The organism is Sorangium sp. KYC3313 (assembly GCF_052075895.1).
GTDB lineage: Bacteria > Myxococcota_A > Polyangia > Polyangiales > Polyangiaceae > Sorangium > Sorangium cellulosum_B.
In genome coordinates this window covers 11,140,698-11,158,129 of record NZ_CP197255.1, presented here as the reverse complement: position 1 = coordinate 11,158,129, position 17,432 = coordinate 11,140,698, and the positions used below count along the sequence as shown (strand labels likewise).

The window sequence follows — 17,432 nt, the reverse complement described above, 5'->3', positions numbered from 1 at the left end:
ATTCACTCGATTTCTACGCAGATGGCGTCACCGAGCTCGCGAGAGTCGGTTGCGCGGACGCCGCAGCCGTAACCTACACCGTCGATGGAGCCCCCTCCACCGATCCTCGCAATCCCCCAGTACCCGACGTGAGTGCATATCTCATCCGAGTAGGCGGAGGCGGTAGCGAAATCCACGTGCTCGAAGCCTTCCAGGCACTGATCTCCGCCTCTCACTACCGCGAAGGTGGTCCCGTCAATCTCAAAGAGCTGGTAGTTGGGCTTGCAGAGGATGTAGTCCAGCTCGCGGGTATCATCGGCGTGCTGCTGGCAGCTGTTCCACGGGCCATCTATCGAGGACCCGTCTGCGATACGAAAGACCCCTGAATAGGGGAGCTCATCGCAGCGGGCGAAGAACGTCCAGAAGGCGTCGAGTGGGGTCAACGGTGTGTACCCTGCGGGGCAAGATTCTCCCTCGTATACTCCGAACTCCAGCGCCTGAGCTTGAGCCGGTGCGCTCAGCGAGATGCCTCCGGCGACAAGGCCGCAGATCAGGGCGCCCATGGGCATCGTGTGACAGAAGTGTTTCATTTGTTCGCCAATGTGTTGTTGTTATGGTTTAAGTTTCCAAGCCAAGCGCGTGGTCGCGCGCAGGCGTTCCTTGGTGCATCCTGGTCACGTCGCAAGATGCCCTGTGGGCTCCGCAGTGGAGAGCCCGCTCCGTGCTTCATCGACCAGCGCGGAGGCATCATTCTCAGACGCGGAAACGGTGTCAATGTCTAAACGAACGTGTCGTTTTCGTGGATATCTATGATTGGAGTGGAAATGGCAATCTGATCCCAGTCACCCGGTCAGTAGAACAGGCCTTGCCTTCCGTCGGGCTCTGCAATTCGCTCGTGGGTCCCGGAGCTCGGCGAGGCGCGTGCCGCTCGCGACGTCGTCTCCCTTCACGGCAATCGCCAGCCTCCACGAGCCGCAGCGCCCGCGCGCGCCCCTCGCGCTGGAAGGACGGGCCCGGAGCACCGCGGCGGATCATCGAGGCCAGGTTCCATCCGCCGTGATGCCCTCTGCACCGGCGGAGCCACATGATGAGCCCGCTGCTGCCCGAGGTGCGGAGGCAGGCGCATCCGGCCCGCCCCGCAACCGCGCCGGGATCACGTCCAGAGTATGCGGCGACACCGTGGGCGACGCCAGACGGCGGGCTGGAACGGCGGCGTTCGAGAAATGAAACAGTGCTATCCCATCTTCCTTGTGGTGAGGGCATGAGACGCTGGACGACCACCGCCGCTGCCAACCGACGATGACGACCGTCGCGTGCCTCCGCCGGCAGCGCGCGGGGGCCTCGACGCGATCGCGAGCGCCCCGGGTGCACTGGCCTGGTATCGTGCCCGGAATGAGCATCCGGCACAGCGCCGTCTGGGGACGAGGCCAGCTGATTGTCCTCGCGGGATCCGAGGGGCACGTGCTCCGCTCGGAGGACGGCGGCCAGCGCTGGAAGAGGGCGCAGACGCCCACCCGCCAGGACCTGAGCGCGCTCACAGGCACCGGCGCGGCGCTGATCGCCGCCGGACACTGCGGGACCTTGCTGTCCTCGCGCGATGACGGGCAGCGCTGGTCCGACGTGGGCTGCGGCGCGACGGCGGACCTGCGCGGCGTCGCCCTGCGGGACGACGGCGAGGCCATCGCGGTGGGGCTCGGCGGGACGGTCCTCCGCTCCGGCGATCACGGCCAGACCTGGGGAGCCGGGCCGAGCCCCGGAGACCTGTGCCTGGAGGCCGCAGCGGTCGACGCCGAGGGCCGCTTCCTCGCGCTGGCGCTCGAAGGGCAGCTCGCCACGCTGCAAGGAGCGACATGGACGCGCCACAAGGTACCGGGCCGGAGTCCGAGGGCGCTCTGCGCGCGAGGCGGGCTCGTGATCGTGGGCGACGGCGACGGCCATGCCCACGCGAGCCGGGACGGGGGCGCCTCCTGGGAGTCGCATTCCACCGGGACCGGGCGCTCGATCAAGGCGCTGTGGCTCGGCGCCGCGGGCGTCGTGATCGCGTCCGGCGAAAGCGGCATCCTGGCGGTCAGCGAGGACGAGGGCCGCACCTGGAGGCGCACCGCGCTCCGGTCCGATCAGCACCGCTGCGCGGCATGGGGCGATGACCAGGGCGCGATCTGGTGCGTGGGAGACGGCCCCGCCGCCCGATCCCTCGATGGCGGGAAGAGCTTCACCAAGGTGCCAGTCCAGGCAGGGGACGCGCCGCTCGACGGGCCCTGGGAGAAGGTGCCTGTCCGAGGGAAGTTCCGGGGCCTCTGGGTGCAAGCCCAGGGGAGGGTCGTGCTGGCGGGCGACGGAGGCACCATCGCGCGAACCCACGACGGCGGCCAGACCTGGGAGAGGAGCGCCGTGGACGACGCCGGCGCGCTGATCTCCGTGTGGGGCAGCGGCGAGACGATCCTTGCTGTCGGCGAGGGCGCCTCGCAGCTCCGGACCGAGGACGGCGGGCGCTCCTGGATAGAAGTGGCAGGCAAACCCGGCGGCGCCTCGGTCCACGGGCAGAACGAGACAAGGGTGTTCGCCGTCATCGAGGGCCGGGTCTGCCGCCTCGCCGCGGGCGGCTCACGATGGCTGGAGCTGGAGGTCCCGCGCGCGCCGCGCCTCCGCGCCGTCTGGGCAGGGGCGGAGCAGCGCGCCGTGGCGGTCGGCTCCGGCGGGACCATCGTCCACACGATCGACGACGGCGCCACGTGGGAAGCCGCGGAGAGCGGCAGCTCCCGCGATCTGTCCGCGATCTGGGGCAGGGGCGACGAGCTCTTCGTGGCTGGCGGACTGGGCGTCAGCGACGTGCTGCGCTCTCGAGACGACGGCGCGACGTGGGAGGTGCTGGCCCAGGTCTCCGGCAGCCTCAGGAGCCTCTGGGGAGACGACGCCGGCACGCTGTGGGCGTGCGGCGCGCGCGGCGTGCTCCTGCGCTCCATCGATGGCGGCCACACATGGCGAGGCGAGGCGTCCGGCTCCTGGGGCACCCTGTTCGAGGTGCGCGGGGACGGGGCCGAGGCGTGGGCGCTGGGAGAGAACCTCCTGCTGCGCCGGCGACATCGGGCGTCGACAGATTAACTGCCCGCACATTCCTCAGAAATACGTTCGAAACAGAGCGATTGCTACACCATGGGGAGCCTCCTCGACGCGCTCGGTGAGGGTGGCCGACGCGACTCCATGGCACCGCGCTCTTCCCTCCGGCTCAAGATCGTCACCTCCGAGACGACCACGCACACCCACTGTCCTTACTGCGCCTTCCAGTGCGGCGTGGTCATGACGGATCGCGCGGACCACGCGGGGGCGATCGACGTCCGACCGGACGACGATTTCCCCGTCAACCGCGGGCAGATGTGCATCAAGGGGTTCACCTCCGCGGCGCTGCTCGATCACCCCGAGCGGCTGACGGCGCCGAAGATCCGCGGGCGCGCCGGCCGCCTCCTGCCGGCGCGCTGGGACACGGCGCTCGATTTCGTCGCCGAGCGGCTCCTCCGGCTGCGCGAGCTCCACGGCCCCGCGGCGCTGGCCGCGTTCGGCAGCGGCGCCCTGACGAACGAGAAGACCTACCTCCTCGGCAAATTCGCCCGCCTCGCCCTCCGGTCGCCGAACGTCGATTACAACGGCCGTTATTGCATGTCCTCGGCGGCCGCGGGGCACAACAAGGCGTTTGGCATCGACCGCGGCCTGCCGTTCCCCGTGTCCGACATCGCCCAGACCAAGGCGCTCCTCCTCTGGGGCGCGAACTGCGCGGAGACCCTGCCGCCGATCATGCAATGGATCTTCGCGCAGCGCGACAACGGCGGCGCGCTCATCGTCGTCGACCCGCGGCGCACCGACACGGCGCGCGCCGCGGCGCTCCACCTCCAGCCCACGCCCGGGTCCGACCTGGCGCTCGCCAACGGCCTGCTCTACCTCGCCCTCGAGGAGAAGCTCGTCGACACGGCGTACATCGCCGCGCGCACGGACGGGTTCGACGATCTCCGGCGCGTCGTCCTCTCGTACCACCCGGCGCACGTCGAGCGGCTGACCGGGGTCTCCACGCAGGATCAGCTCAAGGCCGTGCGGCTGCTCGCCGAGGCGCCGAGCAGCATGCTGCTCTCCGGCCGCGGGCCGGAGCAGCAGTCGAAGGGGTCAGACACCGTGCTCTCCTTCATCAACCTGATGCTCGCGCTCGGCAAGGTCGGCAAGCCGTACAGCGGCTATGGCTGCCTCACCGGACAGGGCAACGGCCAGGGGGGCCGCGAGCACGGCCAGAAGGCCGATCAGCTCCCCGGCTACCGGCATATCGAGGACCCGGAGCACCGGGCGGCCATCGCCCGCGTCTGGGGCATCGACCCTGCCGAGCTGCCGACGAAGGGGAAGAGCGCCTACGAGCTGCTCGACGCGCTCGGCCCCGAGGGGGGGATCCGCGCGCTCCTCGTGTTCGGCTCCAACGTGGCTGTCGCGTCGCCGAACGCGCTCAACATCGAGCGGCGGCTCGCCTCGCTCGATCTGCTCGTCGTCTGTGACGCCTTCGTCAACGAGACGGCCCGGGACGCCCACGTCCTCCTTCCGGTCGCCCAGTTCGCCGAGGAGGAGGGGACGATGACGAACCTCGAAGGGCGGGTGATCCTGCGGCAGAAGGTCCGCCCCGCGCCCCCCGAGGTGAAGACCGATATCGAGATCTTCTGCGAGCTCGCGCGCCGCCTCGGCGCGGGCAAGCACTTCCAGTACACGTCCGCGGAGCAGGTGTTCGACGAGCTGCGCCGGGCGACCGCGGGCGCCAGGGCGGACTACAGCGGCATCACCTACGACAAGATACGCCGGCACCGAGGCGTCTTCTGGCCGTGCCCGTCGGTCGAGCACCCGGGGACGCCGCGCCTCTTCGCCGAGCGGTTCCATCACCCGAACGGCCGGGCGCGGTTCCACGCGGTCCACCACCGCCCCGCTGCCGAGCTCCCCGACGACGCCTATCCGCTCTACTTCACGACGGGCCGCTACAAGGAACACTACAACTCCGGCGCCCAGACGCGCCGGGTCTCCAAGCTCGAAGAGGCCAAGCCCGAGCCGAAGGTCGAGGTCCACCCCAGGCTGGCGGCGCGCCTCGGCGTCGTCGAGGGCGACTCTCTGCTCGTCGAGAGCCGGCGAGGGGCGGTCACCTTCCGGGTCGCGGTCGTGCCTTCGATCCGGCCGGACACGCTCTTTGCTCCGTTTCACTGGGGCGGCAAGAAGGCCGCCAACATCCTCACCGTGCCGGCGCTGGACCCGACCAGCCGGATGCCGGAGTTCAAGGTGTGCGCCGTCAGGGCGCGCCGGGTCTCGGAGTCGAACTGATGCGAAGGAAGGACCTTGTCATCGTTGGCAACGGCATGGCGGCGTGCCGCCTGCTGGACGAGCTGATGTCGCGCGGCGCCAGGGACCGCTACGACATCACCGTCTTCGGCGAGGAGCGGGGCGGCGCCTACAACCGCGTCCTGCTCAGCAAGGTGCTCGCAGGGGAGGCGCCCGACTCCATCGTCACGAAGCCCCCCGCCTGGTACGAGCGGAACGGGGTGCGGCTCGTCAGCGGGACCTCCGTGGCGCGGATCGACACCGGGTCGAGGGCGGTCGTGGCGGCGGACGGCGCGCGCCATCGTTACGACGTCGCCGTGCTCGCGACCGGCAGCCAGCCGCTCGTCCCGCCGCTCGAGGGCATGACGACCTCGGAGGGCGATCTGCGCCCGGGCGTCTTCGTGTACAGGACGATGGACGATTGCGTCCGGATGCGCGGCTGCGCGCGGGCGGGGGACAACGCCATCGTGGTCGGCGGCGGGCTCCTCGGCCTGGAGGCGGCCAAGGTGCTGAGCGACATGGGCCTCCACGTGACCGTCATCCACGTCGCGAAGAGCCTCATGAACGCGCAGCTCGATCCGATGGGCGGCGACATGCTCGAGCAGCACATCGAGCGCTGCGGCATCTTCGTCCGCACGGGGCGCACCGTCGAGGCCATCTGCGGGGGCGAGGCGGTCGAGGGGTGTCGCCTCGACGACGGCAGCGTCCTGCCGGCCGACATGGTCGTCCTCGCGTGCGGCGTCCGGCCTCGCGTCGATGTCGCGCGCGCCTCCAACCTGCCCATCAACAAGGGCATCGTCGTCAACGACACGATGGCCACCCAGGTGCCCGGCATCTACGCGATCGGCGAGTGCGCGGAGCACCGGGGCAGGCTCTATGGCATCGTGACGCCCATCTGGGAGCAGGCCGCCGTCCTGGCCGACGTGCTGACGGGCGCGAACCCGCAGGCGCGCTACCGAGGCACGAAGCTGTATACCCGGCTGAAGGTGGCGGGCGTCGACGTCACCTCCATGGGCAGCACCGAGCCGGAGCTCGAGAGCGACGACGTGCTCCAGGTCGTGGAGACGCGGAAGAGCACGTACCGGAAGCTGATCCTCCGCGACGGGAGACTGCTGGGCGCCCAGTTCGTCGGCAACACCGCGGCCGCGGCCACGCTCGTGCAGCTCTTCGATCGCAACGATCCGCTGCCCGCCGACCCTCTGGAGGCGCTCTGCGCCGGCGGCGGCGCGGGGCCGCCGGCGCAGGCCGAGCGCATCGTCTGCACCTGTCACAAGGTCAGCGAGGCGACCCTCCGGGAGGCCATCGAGGGCGGCGCCTGCTCGCTCGAGGCGGCGTGCGCCGCGACCAAGGCCGGCACGGGGTGCGGCTCCTGCCGCGGCGAGGTGGCCCAGCTCGTGGCCCGGCACGCGCCCTCGCAGGAGGTCGCCGGCGGCCGCGCCGTGGCCGTCGGATGACGTGGAAAGCACGCCCGGGCGAGCCGAGCGGCGCGGATGGGCCCTTGGCGCACGAGGATCCGCCCCGCTATAGACGCCGGCGAATGCACCGCACGCCGCGCGAGCGCCTCCACGAGCTCTTCACCAAGGTCGACGCGTTCTTCGCGAGCGCGAGCGCCCGCCACGGCGGGCGGATGGCCTGCCGCACCGGGTGCAGCGACTGCTGCCGGCGGCGTTTCTCGGTGACGTCGATCGAGGCCGACGCGATCCGCGACGCGCTCGCGGCGCTCCCGGAGGCCGACCGCGCGGCGCTGGCCGAGCGCGCGCGGGCGGGCGATCCGGGCGTGTGCCCGGCGCTCGACGGGGAGGGGAGGTGCGCGATCTACGCGGCGCGGCCGCTCATCTGCCGCACGCACGGCCTGCCCATCCGGTTCGCGCCGGCCAGCGAGCGCGCGCTGCCGGTCATCGACGCCTGCCCGAAGAACTTCGTGGGAGAAGACCTCCACGCCGTCGAGGCGTCGTCGGTCCTGGACCAGACGACGCTGTCGACGGTGCTGGCCGCCCTCGACATGGCCCACGCCGACGCGGCGGGGCAGCCGCGAGGGCAGCGCGTCGCGATCGCCGCGGTGCTCTCGGGCGAGGGGTAGCTGCCGGCGAGCCGTCGGCCTGATGACGGGCAGCTCTGGCTCGGCTGAACGAACGCCCTCAGCGCCCCACGTCCCCGCGCTCGGCCTGCGCGCGTTCGAAGTGGCACATGTTCGACGGTGGCACAGGCCATGTTTGGCTCAGTGTGGCTGACACATTCTGAGCCGATTCCTGGGCGGCTCCCGCCTTCCCCCCTAATTTTTCGGCGAATCCAGATTGGCCCGCGTGTTGCTTATACGTGGTGGCCCACGCTGGACCGATGGCAGGTCACGGCACACGCCGTCATCGGGCCGGAGGGGCAGCTTATCTGGAGGATAGAATGACCAAGTCGATCAAGGGGTTTGGGTTGGTGGCGGCGGCTGGCGTGGCGTTTGCGGCCTTGCTCAGCGGTTGCGGCTCGCAGGGGGCCGATCGCGGGCCGGACGTCGGCTCGCTCAGCTTGCCGCTCGCGGCCGATGCGCCGTCTGGAGCGCGGTATCGGCTCCGCGACGCCACGTTCGAGATCTCGAACGGTTATTACTACTACGAAGACGAGAATACCTCCGCCATGGCTGTCGGTGGTGGTTACGGAACCGTGGTGACGGTCAGCAGCGAGGATCAGGATCCGAACGAGAGCTCCCTCGTCGTCGATCTGGAGCAGGGAGGGTACAGCGTCACGCTCCTTCCGGGCTGGCACTTCGAGAAGGTCGAGGACGGCACGGTGACGGATCCGAACGTGGAGGCCACGCTGCTATCGTCGCAACGGGTCTACGTGTACGTCTCGCCGCATTCGACGACCTGGGCCCAGTATGCGTTCGGTATCGGGAGCAGCGAGCTGTGGCTCAACGGCAAGGTGAACCTCGACATCAACGTCTACGAAGATCCGGACGACTACTACTACGGTGGAAACGTAACTGCGGTCGGAACCGGGGGCGCGGGCGGCGGCGACTACAGCTCTGGCTACAGCTCTGGCTACAGCGCGGCGGGGGTCGGCGGCAGCGGCGGTTATTAGCGCGGGCGCGAGGAGCTGAGCGGAGCGGAGCGAGCGACGTCATCGCCCGTCAGCGAGGGCTGCACTGCACGACGCAGAAGGCCGTGGCGCCCTTGGCGCGGGCGCTCGCCTCGCAGGACCTCTTCGCTTGCTGCGACGCCATGAAGCGGTCCTTCGCCGAGCCGTTGCCGAACACCATCTGATAGTTGCACGCGCCCGCGAAGCCGCAGACGCGCACGGACGCGCTCGCCGTACACCACCAGGACGTCCCGCCCGCCGCGCCCCCGTTGCTCGGGCTTCCATTCGAGGAGCCCTCGCTCGGGGAGGCGGGCGTCCGCGCCGCTGTCGACAGAGGCGCCGGCGCCTCGCCCGCGGCGTGGTCGCCGGTGGACGGGTCCTCGCCCGCCGCCTCGTCGGCCTCCTGGTCGGGGCGAAGCGGGGTGCTCGTCGACGTGGGCGCCACGGGCGAGACGCCGCCGGCGGTCGACACGCCGGAAGGCGTGGTCTCGACGACGGTTTGCTCCGGCGATGCGCTCGCCACCAGGTACACCGCGCCGCCGATCACGAAGATGGCGCCCACGCCCAGCGCGAACAGCCCGCCGAGGACGATGAGCACGATCACGATCGGCGACAGGCCCGACTTCGGGCGCTGCGGCGGCGGTGGAGGGTAGTAAGGCGGCGGCTGCGGAGGGTAGTAAGGCGGCGGCTGCGGAGGATACTGAGGCGGCTGCTGCGGAGGGTACTGAGGGCGCCCTGGACCAAACATCCCGCAGTCATAGCGCAGCGGAGCCGTCCGCGCTGCGTGTGACGAACACCCACGCTGTCGGCGAACGAGCGATGTCGCGTCTCGCTCGCGCCGGACGAGCCCGCCCGCAGGGGCGCTGTCCGCGGTGGTGTTGCTCCGGAGCCGGCGGAGCGGCGCTCCGCGGCACGCTCACACCCAGCCGGTCGTGGCGCGCAGGAGCAGCCCGAACCCGAGCGACGCGCCGTTCGCGAGCGCCGAGGCCGCGATGGCGTGCGTGGCAGGCAGCTCGCGCAGCGCGAGCCGGTAGACGCCGAGCTCGATCAGCACCGCCCAGAGCTCCGAGAGGGCCAGTCGCGCCGTGGCGCCGATCGCGAGCGCGGGGAAGATGAACCACACCGCCGGGTGACTCGCGAGGTTGGCGACGGCCACGAGCGCGGCGCGGCGGCCTCGTGACCGCTCCGCCGCGCCGAGCAGCGGTGAGGCGACGGCGAGCTCGATGAGCAGCGTGAACGCGAACGCGCGCGCCCAGGCGGCCACCAGCGGATCGGTGAAGGCGCGGCTCATGGCGCGGCCGGCTGCGCGGCGACCTCGGGCCCGCTGCGATCCACGCCGCGCGCGCGCCCGGACCGCTCCTGGCGCGCCTCGGCGGCGCGCCGGCCGACGTCGCCGCGGACATAGAAGTACGCGAGCAGCGCGAGCTCCAGGTACGCGTGGAAGGAGGCGAGCGAGAGCACCAGGTTGCGCGCGCCGAGCGCGCTGCGCAGGGCGCCGAGCAGCACCAGGGCGGCGACGACCGCCACGGCCGCGAGCCCTGCGTCCCCGAAGTCGCGCCGGAGCGAGCGCGCGGACATGCGGAAGGTGGCTGTCCGCTGGCCCGGGTGATCTTCCTGGGGAATGAGCAGCAGCCAGACCGCGTAATGGACCGACTGCAGGAACGCATAACATGCCGTGAGCGCCACCGCGGAGCGGGTCGGCAGCCCGGGAGCGAGCCAGTCGCTTGCCAGGAAGAGGTGCAGCCCGAAGGCGTCCAGCCACCCGGAGCGCAGGGTGATCGAGGTCATCGCCCCGCTCGCGAGGAGCGCGGTCCCGGCCAGCACGAGGCCGAGCGGCCAGGCGACCGCGCGCGCCCGGCGGCGGAAGAGCGCGAGCCACAGCGCGAGCGCGACCAGGTTGTGCGCGTGCGCGAGGACGAGCCGGAAGCCGCGCGGCGCGGCGAGCGCCGCCGCCGACAGCGCCACGGCGGCGGCGGCGGCCAGCGCGACGCGCCGCCACGCGCGCGACGCGAGCGCGCCGGCGACGACCGCGGCGCCGAGCCAGGCGGCGAGCAACGCGTGCTCGGCGCGGAGCAGCGCCGCGGCCGAGCCAAAGAGCTCCTGGGCGCCTCGCAGCCCCACAAGCGCGGCGCAGGCCGTCCAGACGACGCCGCGCCACCACGACGGCAGCCCGCGCCGCAGCACGAGGTAGCGCACGTCGGCCGCGACGTGCAGGACGCCGAGCAGGATTGGCCCGAGCACGAGCAGCGCGCTCGGCGCAAAGACCGCCATGGTGAAGGCGCCGAGCGCGTTGGCCGCGGCGACGGTGGCTATCCTGCGATCGGGGCGCGCCACGACCGCGATCGCGAGCTCGCTCCGGCGGAGCAGGCCGAAGAGGCGCCGTCGCGCGCCGTCGAGCGGCGCGACGCCGCGCTCGAGCAGGCGGGCCACGCTCGCAGGCGGAGGACCGGGCGCGCGCACGGTCGAGGCCCGGTTCAGCGGCGCCGGCGGGCGGTCACGAGCGCCGCGGCGCCGCAGAGCAGCATCAGCCCCGCCATTGCGCCGCCCGAGGCGGCGCCGCTCATGGCGCAGCCGCCGGTGTCCGACGATGCCTTGTCCGCGCCCGCGCTGCCGGCCGACGTCGAGTCCCCGCCCGAGGCCGACGTCGAGCTGCCGCCCGAGGAAATGCACAGATTGCAGTCGTACTCCACGGTGGTGAAGCCGCCGTCCTCGCCCGGCAGCGTTCGCTGGCACTTCTGCTGCGTGCACGTGCCAGGCTCATTGTAATTGGGCCCTGCGTTGTTACAGCTCGACCCCGGCGTGCCGCAGCTCTCGGGCGGCGGGATGTCCGCCCGCGCTGAAGAAGAGATGAGCAGCGGCGCTGCGAGCAAGGCGGCGATCGCCACAAGGCACGAGGGCTTCATCATCCCGCCACTCTGTGCTTTCCTTCGGAAAACTTCAAGAGCGGTGCCGCCGATCCACGCTCGTTTGTGCCCGCTTGTTGCCGCTTGTTGCCGCTTGTTGCCGCTTGTTGCCGCTTCACCAGCGCGTGCATCGCTCGCCAGGGCGAACGGTGGAGCGAGAGGGCGCGACCTTCACATGGACTTCCCTCTCGCGACCGTGATCGGTGTTGCCGCGGAGCGAGCCCGTGGGACGGAGATCCGCCGCTCCTGGCAGGAGGGCGCGGCGGCGGAGGTAGCGCCGCTCGGGCGTGGTGACGGCAGCAGGCGGGCGGGATAGTCTCCGCGCGATGCTCACGATCCGGCGCCGCCAGTCGGCGATGTTCGCGCAGATAGCGGTCGATCGCTTCGTCGGCGAGCTCTCAGCGCACTTCCGCGAGCACTTGCCTCGGCAGTTCGGCGCCCTGGGCGAGAGGTCGGGGCCCACCCCCTCGTCCGAGGGCCCGTCCGGGATCTCGATCAGGAACCGCTGGAGAAGGGCGAGGTGCTGAGCATGTGGACCGGGAGGGGGCTCGTCTGCGGCACGTTCGATTTCGTCGACGAAGGTAGACGGTGTTCCTTCGGCGGCGATCTCTATGCGCGTTTCGTCAACGTCGCCGTCCTGAAGAGCCCGAATCCCGTCTCGGTGGCCGGCGAGTCGGGCGGCATCTGGGTGGACAGCCAGGGGCGGCCGGTTCTCCTCAACAACTATGGCAGCGAGGTGGCGGGCGAGGACGGATGGACCGGCGGCGGCCTGCCCTTGTGCTGCATGGTGGGCAGCACGATGGAGTGGCTTCGACGGACGCTGGGCGACGGCGTCACGCTCAGCTTCGACGCCATAGACGTGCCCGAGAGCGACGAGGAGGCTGCAGAGGGCGCGTTCGATTACCGCCGACACGCGCTCACGGAGCTGGATGCGGCCCTGAGGGGCGCGAAGCCGCCCAAACCCGACGCCGCTCTCGAGCGCGCCCTGGATGAGCACTACCAGCAGGAAGCCAAGAACATCCGCGAGAAGCACACGATCGTCGAGCTGACGTATCTAGCTCCCCGGCTGCGAGCGCAGATGATGCAGGTGAAGTACGACCACCAGGCGAGGCTCGAGGCCGCGAAAGCGAAGCCGGCAGCGACGGCATCGGCAGCTTGGCAGCAGCCCGACCAAGAATTCGGTGGGTTCCAGCAGGTCGGGCACGGCCACGCTGACTTCGACAGCTGGGACGAGGTCGAGGAACACGGAGGCGGATTCGTCGGCCACACCCACGCAGGCGACTCCGACAGCTGGGAGGAGGCGCAGAACACGGTGGGCGGATCCGTCGGCCAAGGCAACCCCGAGAACCTCGACGGCGAGGACCTCGACGTCGACTGGCCTTGGTGAGCTCCGGCCACACCTGGCCCTCGCTCGTCGCCTCGGGGACACGCGCGCTCGCGTTCATCCTCCCCGTCCTCGCCCGGAGCGCTCGCCCCGGCTTCCGCATCCACACCATCTAACTCCTCTCGGTCGGCACCACGCTCGGCCAGCCCGGGCTCCAGCAGATCCTGCTGCGACGCGAGCTCGCCCTCGAGGCGCCCGTGTCCCCGTGACGCGCCGCCGGGGCGGCGAGGTGCCTGGCCGAGCGCGGCGACTACGGCCTCAGAAGAGCACGCGCTCGACGCCCGCCGCGTCGAGGAGGTAGTCCCTGGACGCCTCGAGGCCGGCGCGGAGCCGGCCAAAGTCCACCCCGACGAGCTTGCCTCGCCATTTCCTGATGCTTCCCGCGACGATGACCGTGTCCACGTTGCTGCGGTCCATCAACGTCACCACGGCCCCTGGCACGTTGTTGAGCGGCGCCACGTTGATGGCGTCCGCTCGCAACAGGATGATGTCGGCCTCCTTGCCCGGAGTCAGCGAGCCGACCTTGTGGGAGAGACCGGCCACCCGGGCCCCCTCGACCGTGGCCAGGCGGATGACATCGCGGCACGTGAGGAGCTCGGGCAGATCCGTCTCTCCGGCCAGCGCCCGCTCGTTGATGAGCGCCCGCTGAAGCGTGAAGACGGTCCGCATCTGGGTGAAGAAGTCTGCGGTCATGGTGCACTCGACGTCGGTGCTCAGCGCGGGCTGGACGCCGTGATCGAGCGCGGCCTGGATAGGCGGCGTGCCGTGCCGCATGGTCATCTCGATCGGGGCCGCGATCGAGACGCTCGCGCCCGAATCGGCGATCGCCTGCCAGGAGGCCTCCGAGATGGCGCTGGCGTGGATGAACTCGAGATCGGGCCCCATCAGGCCCTCGCTCTCGATCTGCTCGATGAGCGTCCCCTGGCCGATGCTGCCGACGAGGTGGGTCACGATGGGCAGGCCGTGCTGGCGCCCGATCGCCCAGGTATCGCGCCACGCCGGGTCGAACACCTCCCCGCCCATGGCCAGGGTCAGGAGCTGGTCGGTCGAGGAGAAGTACTGGCTCTGGATCCGATCGAGATCGTTCGGGAAGATGTTGCCGGGGCCCGCGCCCGGCGAGTACACGAAGAGCGCGCGGCGGCCCGATTCCTGCAACCCATGGATGACGGCATCGGTGTGCTCCGGCGTGTGGCCCACCTGGGACGTGTCGACGACCGTCGTCACCCCGGCATCCAGCTGGCTGAGCGAGGAGGCCAGTATGGCGAGGAAGGCGTCCCGCGGCCGGAAGACCGGCGTGATGGTGAAGTGGATGTAGTCGAGGTAGTTCTTCTCGCCGTGCGGCAGCCCGTCGTTGGCGAGGAGGCCGTCCGAGAGGAAGCTCCGCAGCGCGGTCTGGTACTGGTGGTGATGGGTGTCGACGAACCCCGGCATCACGATCGTGCCCGTCGCGTCGATGATCTCCGCGCCTGGCGCGTGCAGGTGCGGCCCGACCGCGATGATCTTCTTGCCCTGCACGAGCACGTCGCCCCGGGCGAAGTCTCCCACGTTCGGATCCATGCTGAGCACGGCGCCGCCTCTCAGGATGTAACGCCGGTGCGGGGCGCCGGTCCCGTGCGGCACGTCATCCTCGTGCTCCGACCTTCCCCTCGCCGCCGCGGGAGTCGAGAAGGCCGCCGCAGCACCGAGCGCTGAAGCTCCCGCCGCGAGAAACCGGCGACGAGACGAGCCCGCCTCGCCCGGCTCTCCGTCATGGTTCGAGTCGTTTCCGCAGAGCTTCTGGCACATACTGAGTTCCTCCTGCTCAGCTCTCGCGTCCTTCTGTCGTGCCCCCGCCTCTCGAGACACCGACCGCTGGGCTCTGGTGGGCTGAGCAAAGCAAAGATTAACCCGGTGCGGAAGCCAGCGTCGAGCCTCGTGAGATGAGATGCGATGCGGCGCCGAGGTCGTGCGCCTTGTGCCGTTGTACCGTCGCACCGTCGCACGGCATCGAGCTGGAAGGCCGGATGGAGAATCTCACCCGGGATGCCGTGGTACACAGCGAATCTCCCGGTAATGACTACAGAGGGGTCTCGGGTATGATGATGCGGTCGCGGCGCACGCCGCCCCGATACGCGCGCGGGGCCGAGCCGCGCGGTGGTCGTCGCACGGCCCGCCGCCGTCGTCCGGCGAGCTCACCTGCCCAGCGCGATCATCTTCTCGTTTACCCAGTCGTCGCCGGCGAGGGGGTGCACGCCGGCCCCGTCCCGCTCGAGCGCGATCCCCACCGAGAGCAGCCCGCTCTTCACGAGGAACGCCCCCCTGGGGGTCTGCCCGTCGGACTTCGTGAGCCGCCCGCGGATCGCGAGATCGCCCCCCTTTGCCTCCAGCAGCCTGAAATCGACGCCGTCGTCCGCGCGCCTCACCTTCGCGGACGCCTTGAGCCCCTCCATCGTGAGGAGCCCCGCGGCCCAGCCGGGAATGGCATCCTCGGCGTCGAGCAGCATCACGGCCGGCCGCGCGTCCTTGCATTGCACCCGGATCGCCGCCTCCATGAGCCCCCGCCTCACCTCGGCGTCCTCGATGTCGATGTGCGCCCACCAGCCAGGGACGGCCTCGCCCTCGTGCTCGATCGCGAGATCCTCGATGTCGATGCGGCCCTTCCGCAGCTTGGCTGTGGGATTCAAGACGTTCGCCGCGTCGAGCGTCATGCGCGCCGCCACGTCGCCCTTCACCTTCGTCTGTTTCCACTGCAGGGCGCCGTGTTTCAACAGCAGGTGCAGCGAGCCCGTCCCCCGGCCCAGCGGGTCGACCTCCAGGCTGCTCCGCACGAAGGCCGCGCCGCCCGTGAACCGCGGCGCGTCCGGCGCGGCGCCCTCGGCGTTCAGCCAGCGCAGGTCCGGGATCGCCGCGGCGACGACATCCACCTTCGACGCGAACCCCGGCTGGAGCCGCAGGAGGTGGAGCTCCGGCGCGTCGAAGGTGGCGCTCGCCCTCTCCACGACGATGGGCGGCAGCCCGCTTCCCGGGCGCTCGAGCGTCGCGCGGGGCAGCGTCACGGCGAGGCGCGCCGCTCCGCGCTCGTCGACGCGGAGCGCCGCGCGCGCCTCGGCGGTCGCGCGGAGCGACGCGGCGGAGGCCACGAGGTGGCTCGTCTCGTAGGACACGGTGCTGCCCGGCTCGACGCTCCCCCGGTTCACGACGAGGTTCGTCCGGAGCTCTCCACTCCCGTCCTCGAGCCGGGGTCCGGCGCCCTCGCCCGCGGGAAGGTGGATGAAATCGAGCCCCGGCAGCTGCGCGTCGAGGCGGAGGCGCGCCCAGGCGGTATCGAGGACGTCGAGCCCGTCGACGTCCCTCGGATCGAACGTGCTCATCGTCACGTCCGCGTCGGCGTCGAGCCGCGCGACGACGCGATCGGCGACGTGGATCTCGCCCGACCGGAGCTCCAGCGCGACGGGCCCGACGCGAGCGGCGCGGAGCGGCTTGTAATAGAACCCTCCCCGCACGCGACCGCCGCCGGCATACCGGACTTGCTGGATCCAGACCTCCTTGAGCGTCGTGTCGATGCCTTCGAGGTGCACCGTCCACAGGTTGTAGCCCTCGTCCGAGCTCTCGAGATCGTGCTTCGGCGGCAGCTCCGGCTTGAGCGGAGGGTTCGCGAACTCCGGGATGGGCGGCAGCGCCTCGATGTGCGGCGCCTCCAGATCGCGCTCGCTCGTCGGATCCACGAGCATCCGCAGCCGGAACACGAAGCCCCTCGCGCGGATGTCCTCCGCATAGAACTTCTTCCGGAGGAGATCGGTCAGGTGGATATCGACGTCCGCTTCGTCGAGCTCCACCGCCCACTGAAGCACGCTGTCGGAGCCGCTGAGCCGGAGCTCCTCGACGTGAACCACGCCCGGCCAGAGGCTCCACGCCGAGCCGTGATAGAGCGAGGCGTCGACGGGGTTGTAGCTGACGAGCCTCGCGATGAGCCCCGTGCTCAGCATCACGTTCACGACAACGACGTAGCCGAGCCAGAGCGCGATAGGCAGGATCAACAGCGCCTTCAGCGCCCTCCTCGCCCGTGGCCCGTGCCGCCCGCTGAGCGCAGGTGGGGACTTCAGCGCGGCAGCTTCGTGCAGGAGCGCGTGCATGCGCGCATCGATCGCACGCGCCATGCCGCGAGCTGAGCCGCGGCGCGCGAGGGGGCGGGCTCAGGGCTGGCCGTGGCGATCTGCCCCGCTCGTGGCGAACGTCGACATGCGCGGACGGCGGGGGGGCCCGATCTCGCGCGGCGGCGCCCGGAAATGGCCCTGCCGTGAGCGCTCGGCCCCCGTCGGACCCGACAGGCACCCGGCTTGCTAACCCCGCGAACGTCGGCGCTGGCGAGCCTGTCGCGCGTCGACGCCGCTGGAGGCCCGCTGGAGTCGATCTTCCAGCCATCTCTCGAGGTCATCATGAACCACACTGTCCATCACGACCTGAACGACGAAGAAGCGAAGAGCGCCGTCCTGCGGGCGATGGCGAAGTATTGTGATCGATACGCGGAGTACGCTCCCTCCATTTCCTGGAGCGACGAGCGGCGCGCGGATCTCGGCCTCTCCTTCAAGGGCTTCACGCTCTCCGGGCGGCTCGAGCTCCGGCCCAGGGCCGTCGACTTCGCGATCGACATGCCGCTGCCGCTGCGCATGTTCAACCGGATGGCGATCGCGGCGATCGACGCCGAGGTGAGGCGGTGCATCGATGACGCGCACCGTGATCGCGCGCGGCGGCGCGCTCCGAGCGCGGTCGCGCAGGAGGCGCTCTGAGCG

The 17,432-nt window shown here is 70.8% G+C and carries 14 protein-coding genes; 7 read left to right on the top strand and 7 right to left on the bottom strand.

The genetic code is table 11. The features are described from left to right. Positions 1 to 2: 2 nt before the first annotated feature. A complete protein-coding gene (locus tag ACSRUE_RS42495) occupies positions 3 to 542 on the bottom strand; it encodes a hypothetical protein (protein ID WP_441288545.1) in 540 nt (179 codons plus the stop codon). A gap of 829 nt (positions 543 to 1,371) precedes the next feature. Between ACSRUE_RS42495 and ACSRUE_RS42490 the strand changes: the two genes are divergently transcribed. The 5 genes from ACSRUE_RS42490 (at position 1,372) to ACSRUE_RS42470 (ending at position 8,379) form a co-directional block, all read left to right on the top strand. After that, the gene (locus ACSRUE_RS42490) at positions 1,372 to 3,081 is read left to right on the top strand and encodes a WD40/YVTN/BNR-like repeat-containing protein (RefSeq protein ID WP_441288544.1); all 1,710 of its coding nucleotides are present in this window, start codon (positions 1,372 to 1,374) and stop codon (positions 3,079 to 3,081) included. 99 nt (positions 3,082 to 3,180) lie between these two features. Next, entirely contained in the window at positions 3,181 to 5,313 is a 2,133-nt protein-coding gene (locus ACSRUE_RS42485) for a molybdopterin oxidoreductase family protein (protein ID WP_441288543.1), read from the top strand. Beyond that, positions 5,313 to 6,764, top strand: coding sequence for an FAD-dependent oxidoreductase (locus ACSRUE_RS42480; RefSeq protein ID WP_441288542.1), 1,452 nt, complete (start codon positions 5,313 to 5,315; stop codon positions 6,762 to 6,764). The genes ACSRUE_RS42485 and ACSRUE_RS42480 overlap by 1 nt, the downstream gene beginning before the upstream one ends. Before the next feature lie 83 nt (positions 6,765 to 6,847). Then, positions 6,848 to 7,390, top strand: coding sequence for a YkgJ family cysteine cluster protein (locus ACSRUE_RS42475; protein WP_441288541.1), 543 nt, complete (start codon positions 6,848 to 6,850; stop codon positions 7,388 to 7,390). 317 nt (positions 7,391 to 7,707) lie between these two features. Continuing rightward, entirely contained in the window at positions 7,708 to 8,379 is a 672-nt protein-coding gene (locus tag ACSRUE_RS42470; protein ID WP_441288540.1) for a hypothetical protein, read from the top strand. Positions 8,380 to 8,428: 49 nt separating this feature from the next. Here the strand turns inward: ACSRUE_RS42470 and ACSRUE_RS42465 are convergent, their stop codons facing one another. From ACSRUE_RS42465 to ACSRUE_RS42450, 4 genes are all read right to left on the bottom strand, one after another. After that, entirely contained in the window at positions 8,429 to 9,124 is a 696-nt protein-coding gene (locus ACSRUE_RS42465; RefSeq protein ID WP_441288539.1) for a hypothetical protein, read from the bottom strand. Positions 9,125 to 9,292: 168 nt separating this feature from the next. Next, complete coding sequence (locus ACSRUE_RS42460; protein ID WP_441288538.1) at positions 9,293 to 9,667, bottom strand: hypothetical protein; 375 nt, start codon at positions 9,665 to 9,667, stop codon at positions 9,293 to 9,295. Further along, positions 9,664 to 10,806, bottom strand: coding sequence for a hypothetical protein (locus tag ACSRUE_RS42455; protein WP_441288537.1), 1,143 nt, complete (start codon positions 10,804 to 10,806; stop codon positions 9,664 to 9,666). The genes ACSRUE_RS42460 and ACSRUE_RS42455 overlap by 4 nt, the downstream gene beginning before the upstream one ends. 44 nt (positions 10,807 to 10,850) lie before the next feature. Next, complete coding sequence (locus tag ACSRUE_RS42450; protein WP_441288536.1) at positions 10,851 to 11,282, bottom strand: hypothetical protein; 432 nt, start codon at positions 11,280 to 11,282, stop codon at positions 10,851 to 10,853. A 517-nt stretch (positions 11,283 to 11,799) separates the two neighbouring features. On the opposite strand from ACSRUE_RS42450, the gene ACSRUE_RS42445 reads away from it, so the two are divergent. Then, positions 11,800 to 12,666 (top strand): hypothetical protein, encoded by an 867-nt coding sequence (locus ACSRUE_RS42445; protein ID WP_441288535.1) that lies wholly within the window; start codon positions 11,800 to 11,802, stop codon positions 12,664 to 12,666. Positions 12,667 to 12,921: 255 nt separating this feature from the next. Here ACSRUE_RS42445 and ACSRUE_RS42440 read toward each other — a convergent pair whose 3' ends face one another. Both ACSRUE_RS42440 and ACSRUE_RS42435 read right to left on the bottom strand, forming a co-directional pair. Beyond that, a complete protein-coding gene (locus ACSRUE_RS42440; protein ID WP_441288534.1) occupies positions 12,922 to 14,448 on the bottom strand; it encodes an amidohydrolase family protein in 1,527 nt (508 codons plus the stop codon). 386 nt (positions 14,449 to 14,834) lie between these two features. Beyond that, entirely contained in the window at positions 14,835 to 16,775 is a 1,941-nt protein-coding gene (locus tag ACSRUE_RS42435; protein ID WP_441288533.1) for a hypothetical protein, read from the bottom strand. Between the two features lie 204 nt (positions 16,776 to 16,979). On the opposite strand from ACSRUE_RS42435, the gene ACSRUE_RS42430 reads away from it, so the two are divergent. Next, positions 16,980 to 17,429 carry a polyhydroxyalkanoic acid system family protein gene (locus tag ACSRUE_RS42430; protein WP_437761169.1) on the top strand — a complete coding sequence of 150 codons (450 nt, stop codon included), beginning with the start codon at positions 16,980 to 16,982 and terminating at the stop codon, positions 17,427 to 17,429. Positions 17,430 to 17,432: the final 3 nt, after the last annotated feature.